The sequence below is a fragment of the Kitasatospora sp. NPDC057512 genome (genome assembly GCF_042802135.1).
In the GTDB taxonomy this organism is placed as follows: Bacteria; Actinomycetota; Actinomycetes; order Streptomycetales; family Streptomycetaceae; genus Kitasatospora.
Genome location: NZ_JBHVET010000622.1, coordinates 1 through 5278 on the forward strand (window position 1 = coordinate 1; position 5278 = coordinate 5278).

A 5278-nucleotide genomic window follows, 5' to 3' on the forward strand; every position below is an offset into this window, starting at 1 on the left:
CTTCCCACGCGGAACCGGGCGGGGGTTCGCCGTCAGCCGCTCGCGGAGGGCCCCGGGCTGTCGCCGCGCGGGACACAGGGGGCGACGACGGTCAGGTACAGGGTGTCCGGCGCCGTGCCGGGATCGCCCGTCACGACCGAGGCGGTGAACTTGTTCCCGTCGTTGGACAGGTCGAGCCGCTTGTCGTCCCTGTGCTCGACCGAGAAGCCGTCCTGCGCGAGCCGCTGCCGTACCGCCTCGAAGACGCCGGGCACCTTCGGCCCGGGGATCCCGTGCAGGTCGTACGAGATGTACGGCATGTACGTCTGGGTCGAGCCGATCGGTCCGGCCTCGCACGCGTCCTTGTCCACCAGCGGCGCGGGGATCTGTACGGTCTCCCGGTCAGGGAGCACCGCGAGCGCGTCGGAGGAGTAGGCCCTGACCTTCTCCTCGGCCTGCCCGAGGTTCATCGACGGGGTGTCCTTCCCGCAGGCGGAGAAGGCCACGAGGCCCACGGCGAGCAGGCACAGCAGGGCGGCGGCCACGGACGCTCCGCGCGGCACGGTCTTCGATGATGGGCTCATGCGACCGGCTTTCCTGCGATGACCTGACCGAACGCCTTCCAGGACGGCGTCCTGGCGTTCCAGTAGTGGTCGTGGTCGGTGTTCTGGGACGGCAGGTGCTGGGCGCCGAAGGCGGGGTTCATCGGGTCGCGCCCGAAGCGCAGGCGGTAGTCGTCGCCGGCGGGGTTGTAGTTGCCGGGGGCGAAGGGGTCGGGTGTCCAGTCGGTGATCGAGTCGTCGCCGCCGAGTACCGCGTACACCTTGGACGGGTCCATCTTCGTTCCCTTCCCCAGGTCGACGTTGAGGTCGCCCGCCTTGTCGACGCCGACGCCGGGGCTTCCGGCGAAGACCACGCTGTCGACGGGCAGTCCCTTGTCGCGCATGGTGTAGCCGACGACCGTGCTGCCGTAGCTGTGTCCGATGATCGTGTTGTGGGACGGCGACCCCTGGTGGGTGGCCCGCAGCCCGGACTGGAAGTCGTAGAGGTTCTGCTCCGCGTCCTTGGCGTATCCCTCGTAGGCCGCGTCCGGGACCGGCTGCGTGAAAGCGGGCCTGGCCGACTGCGGCGCCGTGTAGTTCACGTAGGCGATCGTGGAGACCTTGCTGCCGGGACTCGCCTGGATGGCGCTGCGGTACATCTCCTTCGACTTGTCCATGGTGCCGCCCACGCCGGCGAGCTTGGACTCGGTGCCCGGGACGAAGGTGGCCACATGGTCCGCCGTGTCCGGGTTGTTCAGCGCGAGGATCGCCCGTCCTCCCGGCGCCGCCGCGTCGAGCTTGAGCAGGAACGGCTGCGGGTCCTGTTCGGTCACGGGCTTGTCCAGCCGGTCCTGGATCGCCTTGAGGCCCTTCAACTTGTCCTGCACGACGTCGTGCTGGGCCTGCCAGGCGATGTGCTCCGGATTCCTGGCGACGCCGTACGGGGTTCCGATGGTGGCGGGGGGCTCGGACTTGTCGAGGTCGCCGAGCTGCTTCTGGAGGTCCGTCCGGGCCTGGGCCAGGTTCAGGCGGTTCGCCTGGTCGCGGGCAACGGCAGGGACGCCGTCGAGGTTGCCGACCTGGTCGGGGTGCTCGTGGATGAACTTCTGCTGCTCGCTCTCGGTGAGGCCGTCCCACCACTTCTTGACGCTGTTCGGGTCCGTCCCCGCCGGTGGAATCTGCTCGCGGGCGGTCTCGGCGGCCACGTCCTTCGCCACCGCGGCGGCGTCCAGGCCAGTGCCGTCACTGGCGTTGGTCGCCAGGTGGTTCAACCGCGCGCTGATCTCCTGGTCCGCGTGGGCGGCTTCGTTGAGCGCGGCGGTGATGCGGTTGCTGATGGCGATCGCCGTCGTCTCGGCGCCGGCGCCCGCGTAGTTCGGGGACGACGGCTCCTTGTCCCAGGTGATGCCGCCGTCCGGGGCCACCGTGAGCTTCGCGGTCTTGGCGTCGTCGAGGGCGTAGACCAAGTGGGCCTGGGCCAGCGCGAATTGTTCGGCGGCCTTGGCGAGCGCCTTGCCGATGAGGTCGAGTTCCTGTTTGGCGGACTGGAGTTCGGTGCCCAGGAACCGGATCCGGGCCTGGGCATGGTCGGAGGCGGTACCGGTCCAGTGCGAGTTGGCCAGTCGGTCGGCGACCTCGTGCTGCCAGGACTCCACGTGCTGGCCGAAGGCCGAGTAGAGCCTGTCGAAGGCGTTCTTCGCGATGGTGATGTTGTTGATGTTGGCGTCGTAGAGGGTCTTGATGTCCATCGGCTACTGGGCCTTCCCGCCGGTCGGGGTCAGGACGGTGCCGAAGGGATCGGGTTCGTCCGTGGCCGCTCCCGCGGTCCCGCCGTCCTGGCTCTTGAGCTGCCCGTGGACGTCCTTCTCGACCTGCCGGTAGTGGCCGGCGGAGGTGGCGAGCTTGGTGCCGACATCGCTCATGTCGCTGCCGAGCTTGTCCAGCAGCGTCTTCCAGTTGGCGCCGCAGTCGCGCACCGCGGCGGCCGTGAGCCAGCCCTTCAGGGTGCCGGCGGCCTGGTTGCACGGCTCCGTGATCTTCGCGGTCTCGCCCGGTACGAGACCTCCTATGTGTTGCGCGCTCTGTCCGCAGCCGTCCAGTTCGGCTGGGTTGACCTTGAACTGCAAGGCCGCATCAGGATCTGCCACGGTTCCCCCCGGTGGTCCGGATCCGGCGTACTGGCCGGCTCCTTGATCATGTGGTGATCGATTTTATCGGAGTGATGATCCTTTTCGAGCGGGTGATGATCGAATCCAACCGGTCAGGGCCTTGCCGACGAGGTCAAAAATGCAGGTGAAAGGGCTCGGTGGCCACGGATAGGGTCCGGCCGTGACGAACTGGCGAGAGATCTACGAGAACGACTGCGCTCTTCCCACGGGGCGCGGGCTGGACGAACTGACCGCGGAGTTGGCGCAGGCCCTGGGGGACCCGGACCCCGAGATCAGGGACGGCTACCCGTACGCGGTGCTGGACGCCTGGATACGGGGCGGGGTGATCGACGGCGAGCGGTGCCTGGGGCTCGGGGACCTGATGGCGGGGCGCTTCACCGATCCGCGGATCGAGGCCCGGACGTTCGCCCCGCTGGTCCTGCGGATGATCGTGGGGCAGGGAGCGGTCAGGCCCGGATGGATCGACGCGTTCGCCGCCTGGTACCGGTCGGAGACCGACCTGCGGGGCCGTGACGACACGCTCGGCTGGCTGCACGCGGTGGCGCACGGGGCGGACCTGCTGGGGGCCTTCGGTCTGCGGCCCGAGGTCGACCCGGAGCCGCTGCTCGCACTCGCCGCCGAGCGCCTGCTCGCCCCGACGGAGTACCTGTTCGCGGAGCGGGAGGACGACCGGCTCGCCAAGGCCGTGGCCCTCGTCCTCACCCGCCCCGACCTGACGCCGGAGCGGTCGACGGCCTGGCTGTCGCCGGTCGCCGAGGCCCTCGCCCCCTACGGGCGCGGGCCGATGCCGGTCTGGGCGTCCAACACCGTCCGCACCCTGCGGGCCCTGTACGTGCTGGCGGACCTCGGTGTTTCGGCTGACCGCGGGGGCCGGCCCGTCGCGCTCGCCCATGGCGAGGCGGTCAAGGCCCGGGTGGCCGAGGTGCTGCGCCCGGTGCTCCCGTAGTGCCGCGCGGCCGGGAGCATGGGAAGTCGGCCCGGCCGACTTCTCACGCGGGCCCCGCCTGCGCCCGGCCCGTGCGTCCCGGGGTCGCTAGTCCGCCTCCTGGTCCCGGGGCGGCATGTCGGTGGTCGCGGGCAGTCCGAGGTGCTCGCGCAGTTCACGTCTGCCCAGATCCGTGAGGGAGAGGGCACGGGTGGTGCCGATCCGGACCAGCCACCCCTCGGCCAGGGCGTGCCCGCAGACGGCGGCGCCGACGGCCCCGCCCAGGTGCGGGCGCCGTTCGGTCCAGTCCAGGCAGGCGCGCACCAGCGGTCGGCGGGAGGCGTCGGGCAGTGCGATGCCCTGGTCTCCGAGCCAGGCCACCCCCTTGGCGGTGAGCGACGGATCGGTTCCCCAGTCCAGCAGGCCGCGGTCGGCCATCGCGTCGGTGACGGCCAGGCCCAGTTCCCCGGCCAGGTGGTCGTAGCACAGGCGGGCACGGGCCAGGGCCCGCTGCCGCCCCGAGCCCGACAGCGAACGCGGTCCGGGGGCGCGGTGCGGCGCGAGCGCGGCGAGGCTCTCGATCAGGGCCATCACGCGCGGATCGGCCATCCGCAGGTAGCGGTGGCGTCCGTGCCGTTCCTCGACGAGGAGTCCGCCGCGTACGAGCACGTTCAGATGCTCGGTCGCGGACGAGGCCGCGACACCGGCATGGCGGGCCAGTTCCTTGGCCGTCCAGGCCCGGCCGTCCAGCAGGGCCAGGCAGAAGTCCGCCCTGGTGCCGTCGGCCAGCAGCCTGGCCACGACGGCCAGGTCCACGCCGACGTCCCGGCCCTCGCGCTGATCGTCCATGCCTTCGATTGTCGTCGGTCTCGGTTCGGGTTCGGCCGAAGCGTCCGCGCCCTATCGTCCCGTACCGGCCGAGGCCATAGCGTCCTCCGCCCGTACCCCTTCCGCCGACCGCCCCGGGAACCTCATGCCTGCCACCGACAGCACCCTGCCGAACCCCTGGCCCGGTATCGGCCTCACGGTCACCGATGCCCCGGAGCCCACCGACGTATCGCTCGTCTCCGATGCCCTGGACCGGTTCAACACCGACACGACCGCCATCGACGACCGCCGCCCGCTGGCCGTCCTGGTGCGCGACTCCCGGACCGGCCGGGTGATCGGCGGTCTGACCGGTCGCACCTCACTCGGGCTGTTCTTCCTCGACCTGCTCTTCCTGCCGCGCGAGCTGCGCGGCGGCGGCCTGGGCAGCGAGATCCTGCGCCGGGCCGAGAACGAGGCCCGCGCACGCGGCTGCCGCACGGCGGTGCTGTACACGATCAGCTTCCAGGCTCCCGGGTTCTACGCGAAGCACGGCTGGCGACGCCTGGGCGAAGTCCCATGCGACCCGCCGGGCACCAGCAGGGTCTTCATGACGAAGGACCTCGCCCCGCCGGCGGCCCCCTGAATCGGCCGCGCCGCACCGGGGCGGGTCATGCCGGAGCAGGACCCTCCGGCTGTTGCTCTGGTCAGTCGTGCGGCGGGCGGCGTCCTGGCTGATCGGTTGCGCGGGTAATCGGGTTGGGCGACGTCTCGCGCCTGTGTGTTACCGCGGGGGGGGTTTAGCCGGCGATGAGGGCGGGGTACAAGGCCGAACACCCGGCGGGCCGGAACACCATCGC

General features: G+C 71.0%; 6 protein-coding genes. 2 read left to right on the plus strand and 4 right to left on the minus strand.

Going from position 1 to position 5278, the window contains the following annotated elements:
- Positions 1-32 precede the first annotated feature (32 nt).
- Genes ACFU6K_RS30575 through ACFU6K_RS30585 form a run of 3 tightly spaced genes read right to left on the minus strand, consistent with a single transcriptional unit; the run spans position 33 to position 2668 of the window.
- Positions 33-563, minus strand: coding sequence for a hypothetical protein (locus ACFU6K_RS30575; RefSeq protein WP_380668475.1), 531 nt, complete (start codon positions 561-563; stop codon positions 33-35).
- Positions 560-2269 (minus strand): alpha/beta hydrolase, encoded by a 1710-nt coding sequence (locus ACFU6K_RS30580; protein ID WP_380668478.1) that lies wholly within the window; start codon positions 2267-2269, stop codon positions 560-562. Before ACFU6K_RS30580 ends, ACFU6K_RS30575 begins: the two co-directional genes overlap by 4 nt.
- A 3-nt stretch (positions 2270-2272) precedes the next feature.
- The gene (locus ACFU6K_RS30585) at positions 2273-2668 is read right to left on the minus strand and encodes a hypothetical protein (RefSeq protein ID WP_380668480.1); all 396 of its coding nucleotides are present in this window, start codon (positions 2666-2668) and stop codon (positions 2273-2275) included.
- A gap of 181 nt (positions 2669-2849) precedes the next feature.
- On the opposite strand from ACFU6K_RS30585, the gene ACFU6K_RS30590 reads away from it, so the two are divergent.
- The gene (locus ACFU6K_RS30590; protein WP_380668482.1) at positions 2850-3635 is read left to right on the plus strand and encodes a DUF2785 domain-containing protein; all 786 of its coding nucleotides are present in this window, start codon (positions 2850-2852) and stop codon (positions 3633-3635) included.
- Positions 3636-3722: 87 nt separating this feature from the next.
- On the opposite strand, the gene ACFU6K_RS30595 is transcribed toward ACFU6K_RS30590, so the two are convergent.
- Positions 3723-4463 carry an ArsR/SmtB family transcription factor gene (locus ACFU6K_RS30595; RefSeq protein WP_380668484.1) on the minus strand — a complete coding sequence of 247 codons (741 nt, stop codon included), beginning with the start codon at positions 4461-4463 and terminating at the stop codon, positions 3723-3725.
- Positions 4464-4587: 124 nt separating this feature from the next.
- On the opposite strand from ACFU6K_RS30595, the gene ACFU6K_RS30600 reads away from it, so the two are divergent.
- Positions 4588-5064 (plus strand): GNAT family N-acetyltransferase, encoded by a 477-nt coding sequence (locus tag ACFU6K_RS30600; protein WP_380668486.1) that lies wholly within the window; start codon positions 4588-4590, stop codon positions 5062-5064.
- Positions 5065-5278: the final 214 nt, after the last annotated feature.

What these genes read in the sequence shown, in the direction of transcription:
- ACFU6K_RS30575 (WP_380668475.1), bottom strand. Translation starts at nt 563, where the DNA reads ATGAGCCCATCATCGAAGACCGTGCCGCGCGGAGCGTCCGTGGCCGCC.
- ACFU6K_RS30580 (WP_380668478.1), bottom strand. Translation starts at nt 2,269, where the DNA reads ATGGACATCAAGACCCTCTACGACGCCAACATCAACAACATCACCATC.
- ACFU6K_RS30595 (WP_380668484.1), bottom strand. Translation starts at nt 4,463, where the DNA reads ATGGACGATCAGCGCGAGGGCCGGGACGTCGGCGTGGACCTGGCCGTC.
- ACFU6K_RS30600 (WP_380668486.1), top strand. Translation starts at nt 4,588, where the DNA reads ATGCCTGCCACCGACAGCACCCTGCCGAACCCCTGGCCCGGTATCGGC.